The organism is Methanolobus sp. ZRKC3 (genome assembly GCF_045291275.1).
In the GTDB taxonomy this organism is placed as follows: domain Archaea; phylum Halobacteriota; class Methanosarcinia; order Methanosarcinales; family Methanosarcinaceae; genus Methanolobus.
On the sequence record NZ_CP146982.1, the window covers coordinates 1,170,240 to 1,196,510 of the forward strand.

The 26,271-nt window shown below is 41.8% G+C and carries 24 protein-coding genes and 2 tRNA genes; 21 read left to right on the forward strand and 5 right to left on the reverse strand.

Going from position 1 to position 26,271, the window contains the following annotated elements:
- Window positions 1–137: 137 nt before the first annotated feature.
- From dph5 to V7O66_RS05950, 14 genes are all read left to right on the forward strand, one after another.
- Window positions 138–941, forward strand: a complete 804-nt coding sequence (gene dph5, locus V7O66_RS05885) for a diphthine synthase (RefSeq protein ID WP_406662128.1) — start codon at window positions 138–140, stop codon at window positions 939–941.
- Window positions 942–1,001: 60 nt separating this feature from the next.
- Window positions 1,002–2,696: an ATP-binding protein gene (locus tag V7O66_RS05890; protein ID WP_406662130.1), complete on the forward strand. Its 1,695-nt coding sequence runs from the start codon at window positions 1,002–1,004 to the stop codon at window positions 2,694–2,696.
- 26 nt (window positions 2,697–2,722) lie between these two features.
- Window positions 2,723–3,004, forward strand: coding sequence for a DUF357 domain-containing protein (locus tag V7O66_RS05895; RefSeq protein ID WP_406662132.1), 282 nt, complete (start codon window positions 2,723–2,725; stop codon window positions 3,002–3,004).
- Window positions 3,005–3,045: 41 nt separating this feature from the next.
- Window positions 3,046–3,390 (forward strand): DUF555 domain-containing protein, encoded by a 345-nt coding sequence (locus V7O66_RS05900; RefSeq protein WP_406662594.1) that lies wholly within the window; start codon window positions 3,046–3,048, stop codon window positions 3,388–3,390.
- Between the two features lie 18 nt (window positions 3,391–3,408).
- Window positions 3,409–4,308, forward strand: a complete 900-nt coding sequence (locus V7O66_RS05905) for a carbohydrate kinase family protein (protein WP_406662134.1) — start codon at window positions 3,409–3,411, stop codon at window positions 4,306–4,308.
- 93 nt (window positions 4,309–4,401) lie between these two features.
- Window positions 4,402–6,096, forward strand: a complete 1,695-nt coding sequence (locus tag V7O66_RS05910; RefSeq protein WP_406662136.1) for a type II/IV secretion system ATPase subunit — start codon at window positions 4,402–4,404, stop codon at window positions 6,094–6,096.
- An 11-nt stretch (window positions 6,097–6,107) separates the two neighbouring features.
- On the forward strand, window positions 6,108–8,057 hold the full coding sequence (locus V7O66_RS05915) for a type II secretion system F family protein (RefSeq protein WP_406662139.1): 1,950 nt from the start codon (window positions 6,108–6,110) through the stop codon (window positions 8,055–8,057).
- A 10-nt stretch (window positions 8,058–8,067) separates the two neighbouring features.
- Window positions 8,068–9,204 (forward strand): LamG-like jellyroll fold domain-containing protein, encoded by a 1,137-nt coding sequence (locus V7O66_RS05920; RefSeq protein ID WP_406662141.1) that lies wholly within the window; start codon window positions 8,068–8,070, stop codon window positions 9,202–9,204.
- A gap of 11 nt (window positions 9,205–9,215) precedes the next feature.
- A complete protein-coding gene (locus V7O66_RS05925; protein WP_406662143.1) occupies window positions 9,216–10,109 on the forward strand; it encodes a hypothetical protein in 894 nt (297 codons plus the stop codon).
- 68 nt (window positions 10,110–10,177) lie between these two features.
- On the forward strand, window positions 10,178–11,203 hold the full coding sequence (amrS, locus tag V7O66_RS05930; RefSeq protein ID WP_406662145.1) for an AmmeMemoRadiSam system radical SAM enzyme: 1,026 nt from the start codon (window positions 10,178–10,180) through the stop codon (window positions 11,201–11,203).
- A gap of 241 nt (window positions 11,204–11,444) precedes the next feature.
- Window positions 11,445–11,517 (forward strand) — tRNA-Asn (locus V7O66_RS05935).
- Window positions 11,518–11,540: 23 nt separating this feature from the next.
- A tRNA-Ile gene (locus V7O66_RS05940) sits at window positions 11,541–11,615 on the forward strand.
- Between the two features lie 108 nt (window positions 11,616–11,723).
- Complete coding sequence (locus V7O66_RS05945) at window positions 11,724–12,266, forward strand: pyruvoyl-dependent arginine decarboxylase (RefSeq protein ID WP_406662147.1); 543 nt, start codon at window positions 11,724–11,726, stop codon at window positions 12,264–12,266.
- A gap of 128 nt (window positions 12,267–12,394) precedes the next feature.
- Window positions 12,395–12,601, forward strand: coding sequence for a hypothetical protein (locus V7O66_RS05950; protein WP_406662149.1), 207 nt, complete (start codon window positions 12,395–12,397; stop codon window positions 12,599–12,601).
- Between the two features lie 3 nt (window positions 12,602–12,604).
- On the opposite strand, the gene V7O66_RS05955 is transcribed toward V7O66_RS05950, so the two are convergent.
- Complete coding sequence (locus V7O66_RS05955; RefSeq protein WP_406662151.1) at window positions 12,605–13,048, reverse strand: GNAT family N-acetyltransferase; 444 nt, start codon at window positions 13,046–13,048, stop codon at window positions 12,605–12,607.
- Window positions 13,049–13,223: 175 nt separating this feature from the next.
- On the opposite strand from V7O66_RS05955, the gene V7O66_RS05960 reads away from it, so the two are divergent.
- The 3 genes from V7O66_RS05960 (at window position 13,224) to V7O66_RS05970 (ending at window position 15,142) form a co-directional block, all read left to right on the forward strand.
- Window positions 13,224–13,490: a hypothetical protein gene (locus V7O66_RS05960; RefSeq protein ID WP_406662153.1), complete on the forward strand. Its 267-nt coding sequence runs from the start codon at window positions 13,224–13,226 to the stop codon at window positions 13,488–13,490.
- Window positions 13,491–13,757: 267 nt separating this feature from the next.
- Entirely contained in the window at window positions 13,758–14,534 is a 777-nt protein-coding gene (locus tag V7O66_RS05965) for a basic amino acid ABC transporter substrate-binding protein (protein WP_406662155.1), read from the forward strand.
- Window positions 14,535–14,734: 200 nt separating this feature from the next.
- Window positions 14,735–15,142 (forward strand): pyridoxamine 5'-phosphate oxidase family protein, encoded by a 408-nt coding sequence (locus V7O66_RS05970; RefSeq protein ID WP_406662157.1) that lies wholly within the window; start codon window positions 14,735–14,737, stop codon window positions 15,140–15,142.
- Between the two features lie 51 nt (window positions 15,143–15,193).
- On the opposite strand, the gene V7O66_RS05975 is transcribed toward V7O66_RS05970, so the two are convergent.
- Together V7O66_RS05975 and V7O66_RS05980 are read right to left on the reverse strand one after the other, a co-directional pair.
- The gene (locus tag V7O66_RS05975; RefSeq protein WP_406662159.1) at window positions 15,194–16,666 is read right to left on the reverse strand and encodes a zinc-ribbon domain-containing protein; all 1,473 of its coding nucleotides are present in this window, start codon (window positions 16,664–16,666) and stop codon (window positions 15,194–15,196) included.
- A gap of 92 nt (window positions 16,667–16,758) precedes the next feature.
- Window positions 16,759–18,045, reverse strand: coding sequence for a zinc-ribbon domain-containing protein (locus tag V7O66_RS05980; RefSeq protein ID WP_406662161.1), 1,287 nt, complete (start codon window positions 18,043–18,045; stop codon window positions 16,759–16,761).
- A 270-nt stretch (window positions 18,046–18,315) separates the two neighbouring features.
- Between V7O66_RS05980 and V7O66_RS05985 the strand changes: the two genes are divergently transcribed.
- From V7O66_RS05985 to V7O66_RS05995, 3 genes are all read left to right on the forward strand, one after another.
- Window positions 18,316–18,885 carry a hypothetical protein gene (locus V7O66_RS05985; protein ID WP_406662163.1) on the forward strand — a complete coding sequence of 190 codons (570 nt, stop codon included), beginning with the start codon at window positions 18,316–18,318 and terminating at the stop codon, window positions 18,883–18,885.
- Window positions 18,886–18,932: 47 nt separating this feature from the next.
- Window positions 18,933–20,096 carry an AAA family ATPase gene (locus tag V7O66_RS05990; protein ID WP_406662165.1) on the forward strand — a complete coding sequence of 388 codons (1,164 nt, stop codon included), beginning with the start codon at window positions 18,933–18,935 and terminating at the stop codon, window positions 20,094–20,096.
- A 339-nt stretch (window positions 20,097–20,435) separates the two neighbouring features.
- Window positions 20,436–21,401, forward strand: a complete 966-nt coding sequence (locus V7O66_RS05995; protein WP_406662167.1) for a hypothetical protein — start codon at window positions 20,436–20,438, stop codon at window positions 21,399–21,401.
- Between the two features lie 153 nt (window positions 21,402–21,554).
- Here the strand turns inward: V7O66_RS05995 and V7O66_RS06000 are convergent, their stop codons facing one another.
- Both V7O66_RS06000 and V7O66_RS06005 read right to left on the reverse strand, forming a co-directional pair.
- The gene (locus tag V7O66_RS06000; RefSeq protein ID WP_406662169.1) at window positions 21,555–23,435 is read right to left on the reverse strand and encodes a CBS domain-containing protein; all 1,881 of its coding nucleotides are present in this window, start codon (window positions 23,433–23,435) and stop codon (window positions 21,555–21,557) included.
- Between the two features lie 107 nt (window positions 23,436–23,542).
- A complete protein-coding gene (locus V7O66_RS06005; RefSeq protein WP_406662171.1) occupies window positions 23,543–24,337 on the reverse strand; it encodes an HPP family protein in 795 nt (264 codons plus the stop codon).
- A 601-nt stretch (window positions 24,338–24,938) separates the two neighbouring features.
- On the opposite strand from V7O66_RS06005, the gene V7O66_RS06010 reads away from it, so the two are divergent.
- Window positions 24,939–26,237, forward strand: a complete 1,299-nt coding sequence (locus V7O66_RS06010; RefSeq protein WP_406662173.1) for a hypothetical protein — start codon at window positions 24,939–24,941, stop codon at window positions 26,235–26,237.
- The last annotated feature ends 34 nt before the right edge of the window (window positions 26,238–26,271 follow it).

The following is a 26,271-nucleotide window of genomic DNA, read 5'->3' on the forward strand; positions in this document are numbered from 1 at the left end:
TGAAATGTTATTGTTGATAAATAGTATCTAAAGTATGAATGAAACTAACTGTCAGTGGTTCTATAAATATATTACGAGTATTTCCAAATTGTCCGTGTTTTCAAAAGATTTAAGGCATAAAGAGCTATCTTCTGACCATGCTCACTTTTATAGGACTTGGCCTTTTTGATGAAAATGATATCTCTTTGAAGGGACTTGAAGCCATCAGGGAAGCAGACATGGTATTTGCAGAATTCTACACATCCTTCCTCATGGGTAGTACCATTGAAAAACTGGAAGAGCTCTACGGAAAGAAAGTGAATGTACTTTCAAGGGAAGATGTAGAACAATATCCTGACTGGCTTGAAAATGCTAAAGATAAGGATGTAGTATTCCTCACTGGCGGCGATACAATGGTCTCAACCACGCACGTTGACCTGCGTTTAAGGGCACAGGACCTTGGTATCAGCACAAAATTAATTCATGGCGCCTCAATTGCATCAGCCATCTGTGGCCTTTCAGGTCTGCAGAACTACCGCTTCGGTAAGGCATCCACCATACCACATCCATACACCAGTAGCCGCGGGAATACCATCATTTCCGAAACACCCTACGATACTATTAAGCTCAACCAGCAGAATGACATGCATACACTGATCTTTCTCGACATTGACAAAGAAAAGGGTTACATGACAGTGAACAGGGCACTGGAGCTTCTCCTTGAAATAGAGAAACGAAAGGGTGAAGGTATCATGGATAAAGCCATAGTTGTCGGGATCGCAAGAGCCGGATCCCCCGAACCCACAGTCAAAGCCGGGTATGCGCAGGATCTGCTGGATTATGATTTTGGCGAACCACTACATATTCTGGTCGTCCCAACCTCATTGCATTTCATAGAAGCTGAGGCACTGGTGAAACTGGCTGGAGGACCTTCTGAAATAATGGAAGAACTCGATGACTAAGGAATATATAATAATAGTTGAATAAACATATAACCAAAGACCAAAGTAAGAGGGATAAAAATGGTTCGCGGTTCAGTAGGCGTTATATTTGGAGAGACAGGAACTCTAGAGTTCAAGTTGCTGGTAACTGATATTACAGCAGTTTACAGGGGTGCATACATCAAAGCCTGGCATGAGACAGACGGCTGGGTACTTGCACAGGTCATATCGATTACCAGATCAAGTGATTCTTTCACACTTGAAGAAGCAGCTAAAGGGCAACGTACAGACAAAAGTGACGATAAGATAATTGCAGAGGCTATTGTCATCGGTTCTAGAAATGATGAGGGACTTTTAAAATCTCCAGTGGTACCTTTTAGTCCCGGTGACCTGCTTTACGTAGCAGATGAGAATCTTATACGTTCGGTCCTGGGCCTTTCCGGTAAGGACATGAATATAGGAATGGTCGATGGTACCAACATCAAGGTCCAGTTAAGTGTTAACAGTCTGGTACAGAAGCATTGCAGCATACTTGCAAAGACGGGTAGTGGTAAATCATACACTGCAGCCGTATTGCTGGAAGAATTACTGGACAGGGACGTACCTCTTTTGATACTTGACCCTCATAGTGAATACACTTCACTCAAAACAGAAGGTGAAGGAGATGCCGAAGCTTTCAAACGCTTCGGTGTATCACCTAAAGAATACAAGGATAAGGTAACGGTCTACACACCTGCGAACAAAGCCATTAATCCTAATGCTGATGAATTATTCCGCCTAAACGGCATGAACCTTACAGTGAAGGAACTTACAGGCATATTCCCGGATAATTTCTCCACCACACACACCGGTATCCTCTATGAGGCAATACAGAGTCTGCGTGCCGAGATGGAAACCTACACTATTGATGATATCATCTTTGCTGTCAGCAACGATAAGAGCAAAGCAAGATGGACTGTCATAAGCATGCTGGAAAACATTTGCGAGACGGACATACTCTCACCGAATCCAACACCTATCGAAGCACTGGTCCAGAAGGGAAAAGCCTCTGTTATTGACTTTAAAGGCGTACCTCCTGAAATGCAGAGTATGATAGTTTCACAGTTATGCACAAGCCTGTTTGAAGCCAGGAAACTCAACCGGGTACCACCTGGTATGCTTGTTGTTGAAGAAGCGCATAATTATGCTCCGGAAAAAGGATTCAGTAAAACCATAAGTACAGACATACTGAGAACAATAGCTTCCGAGGGAAGAAAATTCGGTCTTGGAATGATGGTCATTTCCCAGCGTCCTGCGAGAATAGACAAGAATGTACTTTCCCAGTGTGGTACACAGATCATCATGAAGGTCACAAACCCCAATGACCTTAAAGCCATCAGCAAGGGTCTTGAAGGGGTAAATTCATATGTAGAAGAAGAGCTTATGAGGCTACCCCCCGGCGTGGCAATGCTGGTCAGTAATGATATTGAGCGACCGGTACTTGTGGACGTAAGGATCAGGAAATCAAAGCACGGAGGAGAATCCGTTAATGTGCTTAAAGCTGCAAGGACAACCAGTCCCCCACCAGCCCCACAGGCGGTAGCTAAAAAAGAGGAAAAGGTAAGTGTTCCGGCTGAACCCACAAGACGGACCGTTCCAACGCCTGTGTCTGTAAAAGTTCCTGACGATGATGAAGCACACCAGAGTATTGCACCTCCACCCAAAAGAAAGCCGTCCCGCCCTCCCAAAAATGAAGGCGGTAAGTTGTTCTCAAAGATATTCGGTGCCGCGAAGTAAATAATGATATTAACTAAGGAGCTAATATGGCTGCAGACCTGAATGAAAAGGTTAAGAGATATGAAAGACTATTAAGGGAAGCGCTCGAAAAAGCCGAGTATGCACCCATAAAACAGTCTCACATGTACAAGGTTGCCGAAGATTACAGGAATATGGCAACTTCATACTACAATGACGGACTACATTTCATAAAGACTGACGACCCTGTCAATGCACTCGTATGCTTCAGTTACGGACATGCCTGGCTTGATGCAGGTGCCCGACTTGGTCTGTTCGATGTCGATGACGATGTACTATTTACAATTTGAAAACAAATGAAGAAGAAAAGAAGTTAAACGGAGAGAAGAAGATGTCAAATTATTATGTTACACTTGAAGCTGCCTGGTTGGTTAGAGATGTGAAAACTGCAGATGACGCGATCGGCGTTGCTATTTCAGAAGCCGGTAAGCGCTTGAACCCGAAACTTGACTTTGTTGAAGTTAATGTTGGAACTACACCCTGCCCTGCCTGCGAAGAAAGCTTTGGCAGCGTCTTTTTGGCTGCAAACACAGCAATTGTAGGGCTTGTACTTGAAATGAAAGTCTTTGATGCTGAAAGCGATGAACATGCCGCAAGGATTGCTAAATCCGTAATTGGAAGAGCACTACGGGATGTGCCTCTCAATGTCATAGACGTAAAGCCATTCGAACAATAATATAAAGGGGGTTATGTGATGGATAAAATGATCTCTGTAGTTGGCCACGCTGCCATTGACCTGCTTTTTGATGTGGAGAACATTGCTATCCACGATGAATCACACCCCATTATTGACTATCACGAGTATTTTGGTGGTGGTGCTGCAAACATAGCTGTTGGAATTGCTATACTTGGCGGCAGAACACAGCTTATCTCAGCCGTAGGCGGGGATTTTGAAGTTTCCGGTTACGAAGCAGAGCTTAAAAATTATGGTGTTGATCTGTCCCTGCTTTACAGATTGGAAAATGAAAAAAGCACCCGGGCTTTTGTGTTCACAGACAGAGAACATCACCAGAGTACATATTTTGACTGGGGAGCTTCAAGGAACCTTAAAGAGCTGGAGCCACCAAAAGTTGATTTTGTGCACCTCGCAACATCTGATTCAACATTCAATGCAAAGATCGCAAAAATAGCAGATTTTGTTTCCTTTGATCCCGGACAGGACCTCATTACATATTCCCGGGAAGATCTTGAAAGCATACTCGATAACACTAATATCCTTTTCACCAACAAGCATGAGATCGAAAGGGTTTGCAAAATGACGGAAAAGTCATTCTCTGATATACTGGGAATGATAGAGACAGTCATTGTCACTTACGATGCAGAGGGAAGCAGGATATATAATAACGGAAATGAGATACCTATTCCTGTGGTAACTGTTACTGCAGTTGATCCAACAGGTGCAGGGGATGCATACAGAGCAGGTTTCCTGCTTGCTTATACACGTGGTTACCCTCTTGAGGTCTGCGGGAAGATAGGATCAACGGTAGCCTCCTTTGCAGTACAGAGCATAGGTTGCCAGACAGACCTTCCAACATGGGACATCATGGAGAAAAGATATCAGGATAATTTTGGAACACTTGAATCTTCTAATTAATGTGACAAAGTGCACATTTGACAACTTCATGGAGCCACATATTTATATAAAAAACAAAGAGTTTTTATATATAAATGAATATAATAATATTCAATGAGCCATGATTATGAGCACACCGGATTTGATCCAACTGCTTTGAATAAAGAATATAAAGGTGATATTGCCAAACAGGACATTGGCGAAGAAAAATCCTTTATTTCAAAGGTCAAAAAACAATTAGCGGCACTGAGCAGATCAAAAAAAGAACTAGCTGCTTATAATCCTGAAATTCATGGGCATCTCATTGAATATGAAATACCCGAAGGATACACCGAAGTCGAAAGATATTGGGTGAATGAACCTTACTCTTTTATCAGCATTCTTGAAAAAGGAAGAATCTTCTATTACCATGTTATAGAGCCTTCGCTGACACATTATGAAAAAGATATACTCGAGAGAGTGTATGATGACCTTCGCGACATACTCAGTCTTGGAGGGGTCGGCTCACATAATAACAGGGAAAACATGCTCACCGAGCAGGCATTGACCCTCTTCAACCGCTATCATGCCACTCTGGATATAGCATCTACGTACAGGATAATTTATTACCTTACACGCAACTTCCTTGGAAACGACAGGATCAACTCACTAATACTTGATCAGAATATAGAGGACATATCCTGTGACGGCATCAATATCCCGGTATTCATATACCATAACAAATACCGGAACATTAAAACAAACATCTCTTTTGAAGAGAAAGACCTCAATTCACTAGTGATCAAACTCTGCCAGAAAAGTGGCAAACACATCTCCATTAGTGAGCCTATGGTTGATGCAACACTTCCGGATGGCTCCAGACTCCAGGCAACTCTTGGTAAGGAGATCACAACGAGAGGAAGCTCTTTTACCATCCGTAAATTCAGGGGAGATCCCATCACCCCAATAGACCTCATTAATTACAACACATGCAACGTTGAGATGATGGTTTACTTCTGGCTTACCATGGAAAATGGTAACTGTGCCATCTTTGCAGGAGGGACAGCATCAGGAAAGACATCCATGCTCAACTCTGTTTCACTTTTCATCCCCCCACTCTCAAAGGTAGTATCCATTGAGGATACCCGCGAATTGACACTTCACCACGAGAACTGGATAGCAGGCGTTACACGAAAATCTCTTTCAGTCGGCAACACAGGAGAAGTTGGCATGTATGATCTCCTTCGTTCGGCACTACGCCAGCGTCCGGAGTACATTCTTGTTGGTGAAATAAGAGGAGAAGAAGCCCTGACATTATTCCAGGCAATATCTACCGGACATGCCACCTATTCAACCATGCATGCAGGAGATGTTCAGACGGTTGTTAACCGACTTGACAGTCCACCACTCAATGTACCTCATGTAATGCTGCAGTCACTTGACATACTGAGCATCCAGAAGCAGACTTTTGTAAATGAGAAACGTGTACGCAGGACTCAGAGCCTTGTGGAGTTCACCGGAATAGATACGAAAACAGGATACATAAGGATAAATGAACTGTACAAATGGGATCCAATAACAGACACCTTTGCCCAGAGTGGCGAATCATATGCGCTTCAAACTGTCATGCAAAATCGTGGATGGGATAAAGATAAGCTTTCTTACGAGCTGAGCACGCGACAACGAATACTCGAGTATTTGCGAGATAATAATATGAGAGATTACATTAGCATTTCACTTGTTGTCCAGGCATATGCTGCCAACTCTGAAATGGTCATACAGGCAATTGAGAACGATACTCTTAAAGATATTGTTGACCAGAGCGTCTAAAGGTGTATCCAATGAATCCAATAGATTCTGCTGCATATCTTTTGTTCGGAAAATATATCAGAAGACATATTGACGAATTCCAGGACATCAGAGATAAAATGCGCAGAGCAGACATGGGGATGCTGGTAGAACAATATATATCCCAGGCATGTCTGGTATCATTGATCGTTGGCATGCTGGCAGCTGTCGTTGGACTGGTCATCGGATTAAGATTCTTTAATGGAATAAATCTTGACAATCTCAGTACATGGAACATACCCCCGTTTATAGTATTCAATTTTCCGGAGATATTCTCCTTACTGCTATGTGTTACATTCCTTGTCGTTGCCGCTTCACTCACATACTACATGTACATATCAATACTCGAAGTGAAAGCCAACGTCAGAAGTACACTTATAAACCAATCACTACTACATTCTACAGCATACCTTTACGCCCTTAGTAGAGGTGGTGGTTTAAATTTGCTGGATATCATGCGGTCACTCACAGAAAACCATCAGATATATGGTGCAGCTGCAGAGGAAATTGGATACATCGTTAAGGATATGGACTGCTACGGAACCGACTTGCTAACAGCTCTCGAAAAAGCAGGCCACCGGACACCATCGCAGAAATTCAAGGATTTCATTGAAGGTCTGAATTCCATTGTCACAAGTGGAGGTGATATTACATCATACCTCAGGTCCAAGAATGAACAGTACCGTTTGAGTGCTACAAAAGAGCAAAAGATATTCTTTGAAACACTTGGAGTACTGGCAGAGGTTTACATTTCAGCATTTGTGGCAGGTCCACTATTTTTGATAACAATATTGGTGGTTCTGGGACTTATAAACCCCAGTTCAATAACCATCCTGAACCTGATAGTCTACGTAATAATACCCATAAGTACAGTCGTATTCATCTTGCTGTTGAACTCGCTTACTGGCGAAAATGTGAAGCTGCAACAGACAATATATGTACATGAAAAGAAGCTTGACGTATTCTCACATGTGAGACTCAGAGCAGGCGAACACAATGAAGAAGAGCTCAGGAAAAAGTTCCAGTTTTTTGAAAAACTTACCTATATACGTGATGTACTTTTACATCCATTCAATATACTGAAAAATAATCCCCCATACGTATTCTTTATCAGTCTGCCACTGGCATCGTTGTATCTTCTCTTCACAGTTGGTAATTACATAAATCTGGAAAACATATGGACCTACACAACTGTGAGCACCTACACGCTTGACATCATTGACGATCATATATTCTTATCTGCACTTATTGTGTTCATCCCATTCATCATCTTTGACGAAATAAGAAGCCGCAGGATTAAGCAAATAGAAATGCATATTCCTGATTTTCTGAAGAATCTGGCTAGTATCAACGAGGCTGGTATTTTACTTGTTGACGCCATCCAGATGAGTATGCAGTTGAGGATAGGAGTCCTTCATTCCGAAGTCAGGCGCCTTGTCAATGATATTTCATGGGGATTAAAAGTTGATGATGCATTGAGAAAATTCGAGCATCGCATCAGGACGGACATGACAAGAAGGATCATCACGCTCATCATTAAGGCAAATGAGACTACAGGCGACATTAAAAGTGTACTTACAATTGCTGCAAATGATGCAGATATCCAGCATCAACTGAAAAAAGAAAGAAATGCAGAAATGTTCGTATATATATTCATTATTTATATATCGTTCATGGTGTTCCTGTTCATAGTGTATATACTCGCAGCCTATTTCCTCCCTGCAATGCCTTCTTCAACAGGAGATCTGCAAGCAGGCCTTCCATTGCTCGCAAACTTCGACCTGGAAACATACACAATGCTATTCTTCCACGCAGCCATGATACAGGGTTTCTGCTCAGGCATCGTAGCAGGTAAAATGGGAAGCGGGAACATATATTCCGGGCTCAAACACTCAGTACTGATGATGTCCACTGCTTACCTGATATTTACATTGCTCATCTAAGAGGTTTCATATGAGAGAACAAGACAGATCATTTTGCAAAAATACAGAGGCTGTTACCGAAGTGATCGGCGAAGTGATGCTAACGGCTATAGCGGTGCTTGCATTTTCCGTTATTGCAGTTTTTGTGTTCTCATATGCCAACCCGGAAGAGAGAGTACATGCAGATATTGATGGGTGGGTAAATGTAAACTCAGACAGCATTGTTTTGCGCCATGCAGGAGGAGAGCCAATTGATATTGAAAGAACACGCATGTTGCTCGATCTTAACGGCACCAGAAAGGAGCTTGACCCTGCCAATTTGAAATTCCTGACTGGAACTAATAGTTGGCAACTGGGAGAAATGATAGTCATCAATACAAGTAGCTTCTGGGGAATAACAATTGATGAGAATGACATCATCTCTGCCACCATCATTCATAAAGACTCAAACCTGGTGATCAAGAGTGGAGCTTTGCTTGGATTCGAAGGTATCACCGGCAGTGGAAGCAACAATGGAAACACCACACCACCGCAGCCACCTGGCCCATCAATACCAGGTGACCAGATAGCCTGGTGGAAACTAAATGAGAATACAGGTACACTGGCATCTGATTCTATCGGCAGTCATGATGGGACAATAAACAGCGCATCATGGACAACAGGAATCAATAGTAGTGCACTAAACTTTGATGGAAGCACGAGTTATGTGCAGGTCAACGAAAGGATAATTTCAGGTTATCCGTTTACCATAAGTGCCTGGGTGAAGACAACGGATTCAGGCTCTGATCAGGCCATTGCCAATATCGCAGATTCAAGTCACAATAAAAAATATTACGGAATATATGTGGATTCAAGTGGAAAAGCCAGCCTGATGGCAAGGAAAACACAGGAAAAGAGAATCATTGGGAGCACCATTAATGACGGGAATTGGCACCATGTAGTCGGAGTATTCACTTCAGCAAATGATAGAACACTCTATGTAGATGGTTTGATCAACGGAACTGATACAGCCACAGTCAATTTCGATGTTAACGTAGATAGATGGGCTTTCGGAAGATGGACCGATAGTACCCCTAGTAATTACTTCGATGGAAGTATCGACGAAGTCAAACTGTGGGACAGGGCGTTGAATGCAACTGAAGTGCAACAACTCTACCTTAATCCATGAGGTGAATAAAGATGTCTAAAATATCATTCAAAGAATCGGAATCCGCTGTATCTGCAGTGGTATCCGCGGTCTTGCTTCTTGGTATAATGGTATCCATAATCACGGTTATCAATGTCAGTTATATTCCAGAATGGAGAACCGGAACCGAGCAGGCACATATGGATGAGGTTTTCTACGACATGGCCAGTATGAAATCTGATATGGACATTCTGGCTGCTACAATCAATGGAAATTCAGGTAGCACGATATCTGTAAGCTCACCAATTCGCATGGGAGGAGGAAACATTCCTGTTGTCAGTCCCGGCAAGTCCAGTGGTATGTTGAGCATAAACTCAGGCGAATTTGGAATGATGACAACTGCCAGTGATGCAAGTCTTACATACAGCAGTGGCAGTTTTCTTGAGGATCTTGGAAGCATTGGATATCTATCAAGTAATTCTCATTTTGTAGACCAGACATTCCTTTACGAAAGCGGTGCTCTGACACTGGTGCAAAAACAGCTTTCACTTATGAAACAATCCCCGTCTATTGATATCAGAAGAACTGATGCAGGCAGCAATATAACATTGGATATCAACGCTGTTCAGCTTACAGGACCTGAAAGGATGATCAGCAGTAATGCTGTTGAAGAGGTCCATGCAAGGTACAATTATTCTGCTGTACTCTATGCAAGCGAGAACCTGTTCACTGAAATTACATTGGTTATAGATACAGACTACCCTTCTTCATGGGAAAACTTCCTCAGGACGAGGATTTTACAGGCAGGGCTATATCCATCTGAATATTCACTTTCATCCAATGCTACCTCCGTAACATTCACCCTGGAAGGACAGACAGGGCAGGACATTAAGGCAAACATAAAGAAGACTGTGTTTGACGTTAATCTCAATGTGTTCGAGAATTGACACCAGTATTTTGAACACTCCCAATATTCCCATATATGATACTAACTATTTCTTAATTGGGGAATATTATGATAAGGGAAGCAATGCTCTATGAGAAGCTTGATAATGAAAAGGTCCAGTGTAAACTTTGCAGTCACAGGTGCAGGATCTCAGCTGGAAAGCGTGGTATCTGCGGGGTTCGGGAAAACAGGGATGGCATACTCTATACACTGAACTACAATGTTGTGTCCAGTGAGGCACTTGACCCAATTGAAAAAAAACCTCTGTTCCATTTTTATCCAGGCTCCACTGCATATTCATTGGGAACTTTTGGTTGCAACTTCAAATGCAGGCACTGCCAGAACTGGACTATTTCACAGGTAGAGATAGACCAGATGCAGGCCATGGAGATAGATGCGGAAACAGCAGTCTCAAGGGCACTGCGATCAGGTGCTAGATCTATTGCCTGGACATATAATGAGCCTACCATATGGTTTGAGTACACTTATGACTGTGCAAAGCTTGCAAAGGCTGCGGGACTTGCGACAGTATATGTAACAAATGGATACATCACTCGGGAAGCTTTGGAAGTGATCGCACCTTATCTCGATGCATTCAGGGTTGATTTCAAGGCGTTTACGGATAGTTTTTACAGAAAGATAGCAAGCGCAAAGCTAGAGCCAGTACTGGATTCAACGCTATTTGCAAAAGAACTTGGAATGCATATTGAAGTTATCAACCTGATAATACCCACATTGAATGATTCCCCTGATGAGATAAGGGAAATGTCAAAGTGGATATATGATAACCTGGGCGCTGACACGCCCGTACATTTCACACGTTTCCACCCATATTACAAATTACAGAACCTACCCCCTACACCCCTGGATACACTGGAAATGGCATATGATATAGCAATTAAGGAAGGTTTGAAATACGTTTATCTTGGAAATGTACCAAATACCGATAAAGAGAGCACATTCTGCCCAGAATGCCAAAAGCTCCTAATAAGAAGAGGAATCTTTGCAGTGGAAGAATACAATGTCACAGATGATATGACATGTCCTCAATGTGGCGAACCGATCAACATATTCAATGAAAAGGGTATTGAATAGAACAGATAGGAAACTGCAGATATCCAATGATTTACTGTAACTTGGAATTGTTACATCTCAGAATACAATGCAGCGAACCAAACCCCCTTATTTCCACTGGAAAATATACACCCAAGTATACATGATGATTGCCATTATTATGAGGAGGATTTTCACCGAAATTGAGGAAAATAAGGGAACAATCAACACCTTTAAATATAATATGAGTGTTAGAAGATTTGCGCCTGAGCGCAATGATAGAGCCGCAATAACTCAGTTGGTAGAGTGTCTGGCTGTTAACCAGAATGTCACAGGTTCGAGCCCTGTTTGCGGCGCTCGACACTTTCTTTTTCTTAATGGGCCTGTAGCTTAGCCTGGCTAGAGCGCTCGGCTCATAACCGAGCGGCCACCGGTTCGAATCCGGTTAGGCCCATATATTACAACTATAACAATTCCTGCTTATTTATGGATATAGAAAATTCACATGAATAAACGAATTTTTGAGAATCCATAAAAAAACAAATTGTAGAGTGATGTAAACATGGTACCTAAGAAGGCATTTTTAACCAAAGGCTTTGGAGTACACAAAGATAAATTAGCATCTTTTGAACTGGCATTGAGAGCCGCAAAAATTGAAAAATACAACCTCGTTACTGTTTCGAGTATACTACCACCCAATTGTAAGATAATACCAAGAGATGAAGGTCTAAATGATTTGAAGGCAGGTGCGATCGTTCACTGCGTTCTCGCAAGGAACCAGACAAACGAACCTCACAGATTAGTGGCTTCTGCCATTGGAAATGCGATCCCCGTTAATGAAAACAATTATGGATACATCTCCGAGCACCACTCATTCGGAGAAGATGAACGCAAAGCAGGAGAATATGCAGAGGACCTTGCAGCAACCATGCTTGCAACAACCCTGGGAATTGAATTTGATGCTGACTCAGCATGGCATGAAAGAGAACAGGTCTACAAGGCAAGCGGTCATATATTTGACACCACCCATTATTGCCAGGTCGCCAATGGTGACCCTAATGGCAAGTGGACAACTACAGTATCTGCCCTTGTATTTATCGAGTGAGCACACATACCAAAAGAATAAACCAGAGGACATCAAGTATTCCATGAATATTGATGTCCCACTTAATTTGTGAGATAAGGAATACTTATCCAAAAGATTATTAACTAAACATACCAGTAGGAAAAAACATGGCTGATAAGAAAACATATGGTGTCCCGGCATTACTCTCATTGTTTGTCCCCGGACTTGGACAGATAGTCAAAGGAGAAATTTTTAAAGCCCTGGGCATATGGACAGCACTTGTCATCAGCTGGTTCCTTACATTCATACTTATTGGATTTATCACTACACCCATCATATATCTATGGCAGATCTATGATGCATACAACAATTAAAATTTATAATATCTCTTTTACCATTTTTAAATGCTCTATACCTGCATCCAGAAAAATTTCCCCATATTCCCTGAATCCGAACCTGCGATAGAAATCAATGGCATATAATTGAGAATCCAACCTCAACCTTCTTGCGCCCAGGTCATTTGCCCTTTCCATGAGCAATTCCATTAATAAGTTTCCTATTGATCGGCCGCGATATTCCTTCAGCACACATATCCGCCCAATTACAAATGAATCCGCCTTTTTGAATATTCTTCCAGTTGCAACGGGCTTGCCACTGTCATAGAGAACAAGATGCCAGGAAATATCATCAAATTCATCTACTTCAATTTCTTCATCGATATCCTGCTCAATGATAAAAACTTCTTTGCGGACGGAAAAGGCATCATCAAATTCTTTTAGGCCCTGTGTCCACCTGGATTGCAAGTTACAGCGATCATTCATTTGATACAGAAATATAGTTTCCACATTAAAAGTATTATTACGACAGGTCCCACCAACCTCACATCAAAATCATGAACCATATACTGAAGCCGTATTTCATCGCTAAACTTAAATAAAATATAAAGTATGCATGAACACCTATAAACTATATATAATATTTAGGAGAGAGTAATCAATGAAAAAAATATTGAGCATTTTGTTAGTGTTCCTCATGATCGGGCTTGTAGCAGTCTCAGGATGTGCAGACACAGCTGAAGAAGTAGTAGAAGATGTTGCTGAACACGCAGAAGACGAAGAAACAACAGAAGAAGACATGGACGAAGATGTTGCAGAAGATGATATGACTGAAGATGCTACAGAAAATGTAACAGAAGAAACAGTAGAAGAAATGGCTGAAGAAGTTGCTGAGGAAGCAACAGAAGAAGCTGTTGCTGAGTACTAATTTTTATATTTTCAACTCAATTCCCACCATTCATTCCTGAATGCGTGGGAACCATAGTTGCTTACATTTTGCCTGTTTTTTTGAAAATTTACCTTCTTTTTTGATTATGCACGTACATTGGGATTAATGGGCTTAGATAAGCTTTAGTGTTACATTTTGAACATCAAATTAAATTCAATGGTTATCCCGAAATCGAAAGCCTTAAGTTAATTGTTCAATTATGCATAGATAACCATATTCTATATAGTTAAATTCAGGAATGAGTTGATGAAAAAGATATTAAACATGGCATTGATAGGAATTTTAGTCCTTGGGCTGGTAGCTGTATCAGGATGTGCAGACACCACCGCAGATGGAGCAACTGAAGCTGAAACGCCCGTATACAAGATCGGAACCGAACCATATTTCCCTCCATTCGAATATGCTGATGAGAACAACGAGATAATAGGTTTTGATGTTGACCTCATGAATGCAATTGCTGAAGACCAGGGCTTTGAAATTGAATGGAAAGACCTTGAATTCGATGCACTCATCCCTGCACTCCAGTCAGGACAGATAGACGTTATCGCATCAGGAATGACAATCACCGAAGTACGTGAGGAAACCGTTGATTTCAGTACCCCATACATCAATGCAGGACTTGCTCTTGCAGTTGCAGCTGACAACGAAGATATCAAGAGTGTAGAAGACATAGCAGGAAAGATTGCTGTTGTCCAGCAGGGCTCCACCGGAGCTACAAAAGCTGATGAACTCAAGGAAGAAGGAATAATTGAAGAAGTCATCTATCTTGCACATGTCAGTGACATTGTACTTAATATCCAGAGTGGTCGTGCAGATTTCATGATCAACGATCTGCCAGTCACAAAATCATATATCAGCCAGAAACCTGGTGTTATCAAAATAGTCGATGACCAGATCCAGAGTGAATCATACGGATTTGCAGTCAGAACTGGCAATACCGAAGTTCTTGACCTTATCAACGCAGGTCTTGCTAATGTCCAGGAAGACGGAACATACGACGAAATAATGTCAAAATATTTCTAAACATTAATATAAAGCAAATATGCAATTGATTTTGCATATTTTTCTTTTTTTATTATTTAAGAACATCAATTTAGAATTTCGTTTTGAGAGCTGATTTTTTTTCTGATGAACAACATATTGCTAGTGTACCAAATGAAAAACTTTAAGGTTCATCGGTTACAGATACACTGTTTACTTTTAAATTATTTAGAGGTGACATTATGGTAAAATTGAATGATGCAATGAAAGAGGCTTTTGCAACGATCAAGGTATTCCCATTTGCAACGGCATCAAAAGATGGTACACCAAATGTAATTCCAATTGGTATGTGCTACCTTCAGGAAGATGATGAGAGCATATGGATCGTTGATAATTTCTTCAACAAGACACTGGCAAACCTGAATGAAAATCCAACAGGTGCAATATATGTGTGGGGTCCTGAATCAAAGGGATGCTACCAGATAAAAGGCGACATCGAAATAATCACCAGTGGCGACGACTACGATAAGATGTACAAGATGGTAAAAGCAAAGGGAGAGATGTTCCCTGCAAGAAGCCTTATGCTCATGAAAATTACTGAAGTTTTCGAGTGCAAGGGCGGCCCTACTGCAGGAGATAAGTTACTTTAAGTAACTTCATTCTTTTTTCTTTTTGACTTTGCAGGAGATTTCACAATAGCTTTATTCGATCTTTTCCCCACAATTCATGCAGAACTTTTCCTTATCTTCAACTTCACGACCACAGTTAGGACATTTTTTCTTTCCAGAACCAATATTTGAGCGTTGGATAACACTATCCTGAATTGTGGTCTTGGTAATGTTATACTGGCTTACAGAATCATCCACAAATAGGTCGATATCGGTTCTCTTCTCGATATCCTCAATTATCTTGTGATAGAAACCGGTGAGAGCTTCTTCTTTTTCAGCCCATGCCTTGACTATGAGTCGGGACTTGCGCTTACCCACAACTTCGATGTAAGCTGCATACTTACGTCCTGCCACGCCTTCTGCATAGAATCTTGCAACACCTGTGTAGAGCTGCTGAGTAGAAGTAACCTCAGGAGTTATCATGTAAAGGTTCATGTCCTTGAGGATGCGAGTAGTGATGTCAAAAAGATTCTCAGCAGGGATTTCCAGGTCTTTTGTATCTTCCTCGGCTATGAGCATCTCGCTTGTTGCCATTCTCCAGGAAGTTTCATCAATTTCACTTATTCTCAGCATCGGACATACAATATCAACCATTTTGTTTGAAAGGTCGAACTGGACATGCTTCTTCTGAATATAATCATAATATCTTATTTTTCCTGCGATTATACAGTTACCGCATTCCCCTGTTGGTCTTATGTCAAAGGTGGTGGTTTTTCCTTCACCCGGCTGAAGCATGGATATGGCCATCTCATCCTCCTTCAGTCTGAACACATCCGGCACAATAAGATTTACCTTGATGTCCCCCACAGGTTCTGATGAATTATTCTCCACCTTGATCTTGTAAAGTATAGTGGCACCTTTGTATTGTACGGCTGATTTAATTATGATGTTCCTTTCAGGAGTTGATATTACTGGTTTTGCAACAGCATCCGATGTGCCGGTCTTTTTTGAGCCATTCCTCCCGGATATTGATCCGCCGGACTTTGCAGCTTTCTTTTTCTTCGATCTGCTTCTGACCATTAGTATTACTATAAGGAATAATATGAGAAGAAGTAGAAAAACGCCTGCACCCTCATCTGAACCGTTGCTGCCATAATCATCTGTGTAATCGGTCGGCCTTCCGTTATTGTAATCATCAACATAGCCTGAATCTGTAGAGATATACACATCAGAGATCTCCACATAATCGATGTAACTCAACGTGTACGTATCTTTAACTTCAAACTCGAGTATGAGGTAATCATCACTAAAATAAAAGTCGTCACCTGTATAGTAGTGACTGTCCAGCAGCACTGTCCCATAGTAAGTAACTGTAAATCGCGTAATATCATTATAGGTATCAACATCAATAACATTCAGGTAGTACCCATCCTGTATCTCTGCAGACTCACCCTCCATAATTGGAAAGTCATACTCTTGGCCGTATTGTGCTGCAGCTACAGGTATAAGCAAGAGCAGCAATAAGAATAATGTTACCGGAAACTTAATGGATACGTTTATCGACATGCCACCTGAATTTTTTTAAATAATATGTATTCGTTTTTTATATAATTTAGGGTACTAGAGGTTAAAAAATATGAACTCCGAGTATCCTGCCATCATGTAAGTTGTGTCCCACACTGACTACAAAAACTAGCTTCAGCAGGAACTGTCGTACCACAACCAGGACATTTCTTTACGGTGGATGAAACTTTTCCGTGTGCAGCCCCCATCATACCAGCATCCAGTTCCTGACGCCTGTATGAATCAGCACGCTCCCTGTCTTCAACATCCATCATGAAACGGACCTTGTCCTCTTTTGCTATGGCTTCACTTTGCTTGACCTTTGCCAATGCCTCTATCTGCTCAGCTGACATTTTACCATATTCACGCCCTTCACTGACAGTCTTTGCAACATCAGAACCGCCAGCTTCAGTTACAGTCCTGAGGTACTCCATATCTCGTTTGTGGTCCCGGTCTTTCATGTCGTGTTCTACTTCCAGTTCAGCACGCATGCCACGGGCTTTTGCCACTTTAAGTTCTTCTTTAAGACCAATGGCTTCCTTTGCTTCCATCATGTCTGCCTCATGCTGCAACCTTTCACGTTCTAGCTGAGACTTCGTATCTTTAAGCTGCTGCTCACGCTCAAATTCCTGCTGGACAGCATGGGGTGCATTGTCAGCACGCAGATGAGCCACAGATTCACGGCTTCTCCGATCTGCATCCCCCTCCGTTGTAAGAGTCTCCAATTCAGAAAGCTCTTCAGATGTCTGAAAATCATTGGCAGCTTCCATCACAGTTCCGTAAGAACCAAGGTCCCATTGCACCGTGTATTTAAGCATTTCCAGACCCCAGAATGAAAGAGTGGATTTGAGCCTCATCTCGAGTTCATTTTCAATTCGAAGCCTCAGGTCCCTATTACCATAGAGAGTCTCGATATTCTCCTGGCGAACCTCTGGTTCCAGCACAAGCGTGAGAACCTCGCTTTCAAGGCGCTGGTAGATATCATCAATAGAAAGTAACCTTTCTCCTTTTTTGTTTGGAGTGGTGTAGGCATACAGCATCTGGAAGAAACTTTTTGGCTCCTGTATCTTTAATCTCAAAAGACCACTACAACTGACCTTTTGATTGTCCATGGTCCAAAGATCAGACTGTGTCCATTGCAGATCCTTGGGTGATGCATCCATCAGAGAGACATCCACATCTTTTCCAATGTTCCCAGGCTTTAATAATCCCCCAACACGCAGCTTTCCGCTGTCAACGATCTCCTGGACTTCACCATTCTTTATCATAGCTGCTTTTTCGTTTGGCGAAAGTACTATCGCTTTACTAAAAAAACCACTTACTGCCCTTTTTGGTATGACTCTTGCAATGTCGTTTGGCTCTCTTTTCCACTTGAATACCATGATCTGACACCTTTTTAATCTTTATCAGCCGTATGTAGAATATATTGAATAAGTATTATATATAATGTTTTCCATTGTATACAATAGTAATCATATGTATACGTAGTTGAGGAAAATGAAGAAATCTTACCCAGTTAGTGCCAGAGTATCTGAAGATAGCAAATTATATCTGGATAAATTGATAGAAATGGGAATAGCGATCAATAGATCTGAAGCTCTGAAAATATGTATAAGGTATGCAAAACATAAGAAAATGGAGGAGGAAATATAATGGGACTAAAGAATCCTTTCAAAAAGGTCTCTCCTGAAGAGATGAAGACAAAACTTGCGATATCTGAACAGAGGCTAACTGCTCGTGAAAAAGAACTGATCAAAAAGCAGCAAAAATCCAGGGATGAGGCAAAAGAGGCTCTCGCAAAGGGCAATGACCGTGAGTTCAGGGTTGCTTCAAGACGTCACTCCCTTGTTGAAGGGCAGGTAAACACCATTGGCAGCATGGTCGAAATGGCACAGTCCATGTCCGATGTCATCGAGATGCAGACCGGCCTTAAGGAAGTTGTGGAGATCGGCGAGGATCTGGGGCAGTGGCAAAAGCAGCTTGGATTTGACACAGGCAAGCTTGAAAGTGCAGTTACAAATATTCGCACCTCAATGGAGAAGGTAAATACTGCTACAAGCATGATGACAACTTCCATGGATGCGGCAATGGGCGGCACTACAGAGCTAAACGATATGCAGGATACACTCAGGGCTGAACTTCTTGCCGAACTTAGCAGCGAGCAGCCTGCAAAGGATGAGCTTTCCAAGAAGATCGAATCTGAGATGGCAGATTCCGAGTAACTCTAAGATCGTAACCAGATTATTTTACCTATATGTAAGGTGATGAATTGAGTTCAGCAACCACTTTTGCTGCCCAGGCGCGTGGTTATGCCAAGGCAGCAAAGGATCTGGAGGATTCTGGCGAAAAGGAAAGAGCCAGACAGCTTTATCTTAAGGCAGCAAAGCTCTACAATGATGCCTATAGTCTGGCACATGATGAAATTGACAGGAGCACACAGCGTGACCTGGCAGAACATCTATTTGAAAAGGCCCAATCACTCAAAAGCGGAGCTGCCCAGTATTCCGGCGGAGTTGAAAGTAAGGATAATTCAAGTAATAAGGATGAATCATCCCTTTCAAAAGATGACCTCTTTCTCAAAGAGATGCCAAACATTGGTTTTTCGGATATTGGTGGCCTGGAGCAGGTTAAAGAGGAAATACGCAAGGCCATAATATACCCATTCACCCACAAGGAACTTTATCAGATGTATGGCCAAAAGGCAGGCGAGGGAATCCTGCTATACGGGCCACCAGGCTGCGGGAAGACCATGATGGCAAAGGCTGCCGCAAAGGAATGTGGAGCCGATTTTATTAGTGTCAAGACCAGCAGTATTGTAAGTAAATGGGTCGGTGCTTCTGAAAAGAACATTAAACAGGTGTTTGAGACCGCAAGGCAGAGTGAGAAAGCCATTATCTTTTTTGACGAGATAGATTCGGTTGCAGGAAGACGAAGTGAAAGTGAGGACTATGCCAAAAGGGTTGTTAATGAATTGCTTGCCCAGATGGACGGTGTTGACACTGCAGACGACAACACCCTTGTGCTTGCAGCAACCAATGAACCCTGGTCAATAGACCCTGCACTCAGGCGACCGGGGCGCTTTAGCAAGCTAGTATTCATACCCGAACCTGATCTTGACGCAAGGGTAGCAATATTCAACCTTAATATGAAAAAACGCCCCATCGCAGATGATGTGGATGTGAAGTCCCTTGCAGCAATGACAGGATCATATTCAGGCGCAGATATTGCAGCAATTTGCAGAGAAGCTGCTGATATTCCCCTTGGTGAAGCATTAAGAGGTAATGAGACGCGCAAGATCGAAATGAGAGATTTTGAGGCAGTTCTTAGCAAACGCAAACCATCCATCATCAGCTGGTATATTGAAGCAAAGGATGCGATCAAAAAGACAGGCGAAACTGAGGTTTTCAGCGATCTGCTAAAAGATGATATATGACACTTTAATCCATTGAGATCTGCAATCAGATCCATTAAAAAATAGTAGAATAACGAGGTGTTCATCATAGGATCATTTTTCCACACAATATCAAACAAAGCAGGTGGTATATTTGGAAGATTATTCCAGATGTACCTGGGCCTGTGGGTCCTGTGGTCTGCATATTATCTTGCCAACAACTTAAATGAGATAATTCAACATGAGGATTTGCAGCGAACTGCATATTCTTTATTTATATTTATTGTTCTCCCCTACATTCCAGTCTACATTTTCTGGCTCCATGAAAAAACTAGTGGAATAAAAAAAAGGGAACTAAAGCAGCATCTTGCATACGAGGCTGTGAACGCAAACTATAGATTCCCAATTCCTATTGAGCTTGGACTTAAGAACCCATTATACTTTGAGGTCAACAATCCATCTGATCTTGGAATAAAGAATGTATGGATCAGAGTGAATCTTCCTGATGCCATCAGATGCACCTCACCCCACATACGTATTGGAGACATAGGCCCTAATTCATCCGGCACTGCCCACATAGCTTTTATCCCCACATCAACCAGTAAGGTTGACTTTGGACATTTTGACCTGTACTTTGAACTGGAAAGCAGGAAGTACATAAAAGAGAAACTTCCACTTGGAAAGCATGAAATCGAGTGTTCATACCTACTGGTAGATTCTGTTCTTGCTGCCCCCTTGAAATTCGGACTTGAGCTGCCTCTGGCAATTAATCTTGAGAACCATTTTCCCCAGCCACTGACGGATGTACAGGTGAAGTGTTTCTTTTCAAAAGGAATAGATTTTGATACTGACACTTTTAAAATAAACTCGTTAGCATCGGGTTTTGTCCAGCCACTAAATATCAACATCCTCCCAAAAAGTACCAAAATAAGCAAAATTGGATATTTCAATGTCAACTTCATGCTTGATGATAACTATTGCCACATCCCACGTGTTGAGTTTGAAAAGTCCGAGCTGATACTCCCGGAGTTGCACATCAGACTGAACATACCAGATGTTTTCTATAAAGATATGCCTGCAACAATAGGCATCATCGTGGAAAATCGTTCAGATGAACTACTTTCTAATGTATGCTTTAGTAGCTGTTTCCCCTCTTTTGTGGATTGCCAGTTACCCAAGACTTGTATAGCTGAGATACAACTCGGAGCTTCCCGTTACGCAGCTATTGATCTGAAGCCAAATGTTTCCGGAAAGGTTAATTTCGGTAATTTGAATATATCTTTTGAGGTGAACGGGATCCTCTGCCAGAAAGAACCTATAGACCTTGGAACTTATAATGTGGCATGATGTTTTTTGAGTGAGACTGATAACCCACATTGAATCATATCAAGATAAAAGAAAATGCTTTCCCGGGCAAATGCCACAATAACGGATAAATCATTTTACATATCATATGATTCCCGTTCTGTGGCATTGATTTTGAGAGCTTATTTTCCACCCTTACCTTGCTGCCCTCATCACATCTATCCTGCTGATTATGCCCACTACATCACCACCCTCTTCAACTGGCAGAGCCGTGAGGTCTTCCTCGATCATTATCTTTGCAGCTTTTGCCACCTTCTCATCCGCCTTTATGGTTATCAGAGGACTTGACATTATATCCTCAGCAACAATGGCTACCTCCTTTACATATCTGTAGACCTTCTCCCCTGCATGTGTGGATCGACGTGCCATTTTTATGTTCTTTACAGGAAGCTTTCCTTCACTATCTTGCATCATGCTCATTGCCAGATTACTTGCAGATATCATTCCAACGGCTTCGCCCACATCATTGATTACAATAACACGGTTGGTCTCGTTCTCATTCATCTCGTCTATTACATGGTTGATAGTATGATGCCTGTGTACAGCAACTACATTTTCTTTCATGAATTCAGAAACCTTGGCCTCAAGATCAAACTTGGAAATGTTTCTGACAATATCAGTCATCGTGACTACCCCCACAACATTTTTGTTTGCAACAGGAAGGAAGGTAATCTCCCCCTCAAGCATCAGGCTGATGGCTTCTGATATTGTCGCCTCCGGGTAGATTGTTATGGGCGATTCCTTCATGACCATGCTTACAGGGATCTTATCAATGGGCCGCCTTTTCCATACAGGCTCTGCCTGAGCAATTTTTTTCCCGATATCAGCTTTGTTGACGATTCCGACCATCTTTTCGTTGTCCATGACAACGATGGTGCCTATCTTATGCCTGAGCATCAATTTCCTTGCACGCGATATGGGCTCTTCGGGGGATATTATATGGACTGGTGAACTCATGAGAGATGCCACCGTCATATTTTCGTCTTGTGCATTTGATTTGTTGGCTTTATTCGACATTGCCATGAGAAAATCCCTCTCCGTGATTATCCCGCAAAGGGCACCCTCATCAATCACCGGCAACGAACCTACATCATTCTCCCTCATGAGAGATGCTGCCTTGCCAAGGTCCATATCTGATTTGGCCCACACAACATCCTTTGAGACCAATGAACCGATGGGTTCATCAAAAGCCTCATGTATGTCACCTGTAACGATCTTGTCGAATGCCGCCCCGCTTCCAAGATAGTGCATAATATCAGAAGCTGTGACAATTCCCACAAGTATCCCATCCCTGACAAGAGGGAGTCTTCTCAGCTCTTCCCTAATCATTATCTTTGCAGCTTCACCTATCTTTATGTCCGGAGAAGCTGTCTTCACCTTCCGGGTCATGTACTGCCCGATGGACTTATCGACAGGAACGCCTGAAGCGAGGGAAACGAAATCCTTCTCAGTACAGATGGCGACAACCCTTTTTTCATCGTCCACGATGGGTATACCCCCCACTTTCCGCTCAAGCATCACCTCCAACGCATCGGATATCCTTGCGTTAGTTCCAATGAAGCCAACATCGTTCTGCATGATCTCATATACGCTTTCATTAATGGCAGCCAGAAGATTACCTTTGTATTTGTTCTCCACCAGAAGGTTCCTGTCTCCCCCTCCTAGAAAATCGATGACATCCACAGATGTGACAATCCCCTCCAGACGATTTGTCCCTGCATCCGTTATTGGTACACGTCTGAACCCCTTGTTCGTCATAGTCTTGATAGCACCCATTATTGTGGTGGTGGGGGGAAGTGTTACAACGTCCTTTGTTGCAATTGTCATTATTTCCCCTTCATGCTCCGAAGCCCTTGCATGGAAATCCACAGGTCCAAAGTCCATTGATCCTGTCATGCCCATCATTTTAGGATCCTTTCTCTGAATGGTCTTATCCTGTGCATTTAGCTTCTCCTGAGCCTTTATTTTTTCATCTTCAAGCTTTGTTGCTTTGTATCGTATATTCAATTTAACCACCAAACTCCCAAAATATTATTATTGATCTACCCCTTAATTCCCACTTTTCATTATGATATCTCTATGAAAAATCATTAACATTAGCCAGACATAGGTTTTGAGAGAGATCATTCAGAGGTCTTGCCAACAAGACATGCCTTAAGAAGATCATGCCTTCCGACTATTCCCACCATCTTTGAATCATTTATAATTATCAGCCTGCCCATATCGTAATGTAGCACCATCTCTATTGCCTTTGATATCGAGGTTTCGGGCAATGTTGCATGCACAGGGGTTGACATAAGTTTTTCCACCTTTGTGGATTCGTTGGGCTTCGGCCCGTGTGCATCACTTGAACCGATCCTGGCAAACCCGGCTTTTATGATGTCCATTCTTGTGATCATTCCCAATGGTTTGTTCTTGTCAGACACCACAGGGATGCCTGTAAAATCCTGGTCCAGCATGTTCTGCCATACCTTGGAGATGCTGTCATCGGGATTGCAGGTCCTGACCTTTGGCTCCATGATCTCTTTGACCATTTTTGGAGATATCTTGGTAATCTTGAACCTTTTAAGCAGATCCACATCACTCAGCATACCCACAAGCTTTCTGTCATTGATTGAGGCGACCACGGGGACCCTGTGCATCCCAGCTTCTAAAAGCAGTCTTGCGGCTTTTATGGCATCCATTTCAGGAGTGATCAAAGGACATTCCCTTGCATACCCTGCCACCGTCACATTGGATTTGTTGGCAGTTACATTAAGCACGTCCTGATCCGTAAGAATACCCACTACCCTTTCAGAATTATCGATTACAGGAAGACTGCGCAGAAAATAGTCACGCAGCATCTGCCGTGCGTGGGTCACGAGATCATCTTCCTTTACGAATACCCCATCTTTTGACATTATTTGACCTACTGTCATTTATTTACCTCCCTATCTAAGTATTGAATTAAATCATTATGTGAAAAAATAAATTTAATCTTATTATTCCCTTTCATATCTGCAGCTGTCGCACGATATCCCCATTTACCATTGTAAGATCAGCGACATAGTAACCACATATCTGACATGCCCCCATTGCCTCATCGTTCTTTGTTACCATTATGCTGCCCACATTGCTTTGCCATATGATTTGCGACTCTTTGAGCACTTTCCCCGACATCTGCAGTAATCACTTCTTTGCCATTACTTCTTTGACCAAGATATATTTCTCAACCTCTTTGATAGATTCGTTTATCCCCCGATTATTTCTAGTACCCATAACCATAGCTACCACTATTCTAATTTTCTAGCAATGAGCTGCTAATCCCACTGCAATACTAATTTCCCACTAATTAGAAGGTTTGTTTTTGATTATATATATTTGCTTGTGTGCATTTTTACTCCTTGATGTAGTCAACGAGATAATTATGAATTATACACAAGTCAATGAAGGCCCCCACATCACCAACATTTTTTTGAATACAAAAATCAAAAATGGTATTTTAAAGATATAGATAAGTATCTTAAGTGATAAGAAATAATGAAACCTTATTCAGGAAGTGACATGGTGAAAATCCCCGATGATCCTCAAAAGATACAGCAAGACAATCGTCAGACAGTAACAGATAATCTAAGGGATGCCTACAATGTAGTCGAAAAACTGATCCAGAAAAGTTATCAACAAAAGAAGATGGAAGTTAATTTCCAGCTTCGCAACATAAGGTCTGACATTTCCAGGATCCGTTCTGAGATAGAAAGTAAAGAACTTGACGGATTCAGTGGGAAAAAAGGTAATCTTGGAGAACTATACACGACTGAGGACATGTTTTTAACTACCGCTTCAGAAATGCTTGATCTTGCCAATTCTTATTTGGTTTCAGAAAATATAGATACACATTCACTGGAAGTTCATTTGAGCCAGTTCAAGAAAGCTTTCAACTCAAGAATAATTGTTGATAAGGATATTCTTAATGAATTCAAATTGAAAGAAATGGAATCAGCCACAGAATCCCGAGTACTTTCGGGAAAAAAGCCTGTTTTACAAAAAGTTGTTCCAGCACCTTCAGAAAATCCTGTTTTTCAAACTGATAATGTTTCTAATCCAGACGACCAGGCTTCCAGTAGTATGGACAAGGATATTGAGAGCCACATATCTGAAGAACATGATGCTAAAATTAGCCAAGATATCAATAATGAGCTTGATACTGAAACTCTTTCAAAATTGTACAATTACTTTAACTTACTGGAACATAAGTATTCCACATACCAGCCCGAAGTATCCAATGATGGGAATTATATAGGGAACAGTAAATGGAGCACCGATATTTCAGATAGATGGATCGTAGGTATTGTAAAGGATGGTCTTTTCAAAACTCCCTTGATCTTTGAAACTTACTGGCATCCGACTGAGGATCTTAAAGAACTTATGAACTTCATTCAGTCTGAGGGAAATTCAGTCGCAAAGGATCAGTATAAGAGTTTATGTCTTGTGAATTCTTCGTGGAATGATGAGATCAGAGAATGGGCACGAACTTTCATGCACCCTCGTCTGATACTTTTCTTGTATGAACTTGACACCAGTAACCTACATTTTAATGAAACTGTAGTATCTGCAGCAAGTCTTTCAATGTGGCATAACTCGGAGAAAAAACCGGAAACACTCGAAGATAAATTAGTGTCCCTGCTTGATGAAATGGAATATTTTAATGCTTCGGACCTGATGGAAAGAACTGGTTTGAACGTTAAAAACGCAGACAATTTCCTTAAAGAAATGGCCAAAAAGAACAGAATAGTTGATATTGGGTTCGGAACTTCCAAATATACCCGTTCAAAAGAATAGATCTTGTTTTAAAAGTAGTTTCAAATTAAAAAAG

Excerpts from the sequence above, each read along its gene's own strand:
- V7O66_RS05965 (WP_406662155.1), top strand. The coding sequence starts at position 13,758 with ATGAAAAAGATATTAAACATGGCATTGATAGGAATTTTAGTCCTTGGG.
- dph5 (WP_406662128.1), top strand. The coding sequence starts at position 138 with ATGCTCACTTTTATAGGACTTGGCCTTTTTGATGAAAATGATATCTCT.
- V7O66_RS05985 (WP_406662163.1), top strand. The coding sequence starts at position 18,316 with ATGGGACTAAAGAATCCTTTCAAAAAGGTCTCTCCTGAAGAGATGAAG.
- V7O66_RS05890 (WP_406662130.1), top strand. The coding sequence starts at position 1,002 with ATGGTTCGCGGTTCAGTAGGCGTTATATTTGGAGAGACAGGAACTCTA.
- V7O66_RS05920 (WP_406662141.1), top strand. The coding sequence starts at position 8,068 with ATGAGAGAACAAGACAGATCATTTTGCAAAAATACAGAGGCTGTTACC.
- V7O66_RS06005 (WP_406662171.1), bottom strand. The coding sequence starts at position 24,337 with ATGACAGTAGGTCAAATAATGTCAAAAGATGGGGTATTCGTAAAGGAA.
- V7O66_RS05915 (WP_406662139.1), top strand. The coding sequence starts at position 6,108 with ATGAATCCAATAGATTCTGCTGCATATCTTTTGTTCGGAAAATATATC.
- V7O66_RS05950 (WP_406662149.1), top strand. The coding sequence starts at position 12,395 with ATGGCTGATAAGAAAACATATGGTGTCCCGGCATTACTCTCATTGTTT.
- V7O66_RS05945 (WP_406662147.1), top strand. The coding sequence starts at position 11,724 with ATGGTACCTAAGAAGGCATTTTTAACCAAAGGCTTTGGAGTACACAAA.
- V7O66_RS05960 (WP_406662153.1), top strand. The coding sequence starts at position 13,224 with ATGAAAAAAATATTGAGCATTTTGTTAGTGTTCCTCATGATCGGGCTT.
- V7O66_RS05955 (WP_406662151.1), bottom strand. The coding sequence starts at position 13,048 with ATGAATGATCGCTGTAACTTGCAATCCAGGTGGACACAGGGCCTAAAA.
- V7O66_RS05925 (WP_406662143.1), top strand. The coding sequence starts at position 9,216 with ATGTCTAAAATATCATTCAAAGAATCGGAATCCGCTGTATCTGCAGTG.
- V7O66_RS05910 (WP_406662136.1), top strand. The coding sequence starts at position 4,402 with ATGAGCCATGATTATGAGCACACCGGATTTGATCCAACTGCTTTGAAT.
- V7O66_RS05905 (WP_406662134.1), top strand. The coding sequence starts at position 3,409 with ATGGATAAAATGATCTCTGTAGTTGGCCACGCTGCCATTGACCTGCTT.
- V7O66_RS05895 (WP_406662132.1), top strand. The coding sequence starts at position 2,723 with ATGGCTGCAGACCTGAATGAAAAGGTTAAGAGATATGAAAGACTATTA.
- V7O66_RS06010 (WP_406662173.1), top strand. The coding sequence starts at position 24,939 with ATGAAACCTTATTCAGGAAGTGACATGGTGAAAATCCCCGATGATCCT.
- V7O66_RS05975 (WP_406662159.1), bottom strand. The coding sequence starts at position 16,666 with ATGTCGATAAACGTATCCATTAAGTTTCCGGTAACATTATTCTTATTG.
- V7O66_RS05970 (WP_406662157.1), top strand. The coding sequence starts at position 14,735 with ATGGTAAAATTGAATGATGCAATGAAAGAGGCTTTTGCAACGATCAAG.
- amrS (WP_406662145.1), top strand. The coding sequence starts at position 10,178 with ATGATAAGGGAAGCAATGCTCTATGAGAAGCTTGATAATGAAAAGGTC.
- V7O66_RS05900 (WP_406662594.1), top strand. The coding sequence starts at position 3,046 with ATGTCAAATTATTATGTTACACTTGAAGCTGCCTGGTTGGTTAGAGAT.
- V7O66_RS05980 (WP_406662161.1), bottom strand. The coding sequence starts at position 18,045 with ATGGTATTCAAGTGGAAAAGAGAGCCAAACGACATTGCAAGAGTCATA.